Origin of the sequence: Bartonella sp. AA81SXKL (assembly GCF_042196945.1) — a bacterium.
Classification (GTDB): Bacteria; Pseudomonadota; Alphaproteobacteria; order Rhizobiales; family Rhizobiaceae; genus Bartonella.
In genome coordinates this window covers 1-532 of sequence record NZ_JBHIRH010000430.1, presented here as the reverse complement: position 1 = coordinate 532, position 532 = coordinate 1, and the positions used below count along the sequence as shown (strand labels likewise).

The window sequence follows — 532 nt, the reverse complement described above, 5'->3', positions numbered from 1 at the left end:
TCAATATAACATTTCGTTTTCCACTGTCTCTGATTATGAAAAACCTCAACGACGTATAACATTCGATGATTTAATAATTGTAATAGAAGTACTCGTATTTATTAGTATAATGTCCATCATCATTAACTTACTTTGGCGCTTTAAATTGAAAATTCCTGCTTATTTCTTTTTATTAACAACCGCTCTAATTAGTTGCGCCGTATTACTCCTTTTAATCTTTGATTAAAGATCAAAATATTTTATAAAAGATTTACCTTAACCTTTATATATATTTTTTCTATGTCCAACAGCCAAAACTAATACGACAAGCTCCTTATCATAGAGTTCACAAAGTATCCTGTAATCTCCTACACGATATCTCCATAAACCTGAGAATTGTCCTTTTAAGGGCTTATCTATTACACGCACATCTTCAAGAGGAGCAACGTGTTGATCTAAAAAATCAACAATCCGCCGTGCTTCTTTTTTATCGCATTTTTTAAAAAACTAAGAGCTTTTTTTTCATATCTAATCGTCCAAGCCAAGCTCTTTC

Annotated in this window: 1 pseudogene; it reads right to left on the bottom strand. The window is 31.4% G+C overall.

The annotated features are described in order from the left end of the window. Positions 1-255 precede the first annotated feature (255 nt). A pseudogene (locus ACFINZ_RS12080) lies at positions 256-524 on the bottom strand (type II toxin-antitoxin system RelE/ParE family toxin). Positions 525-532 lie beyond the last annotated feature (8 nt).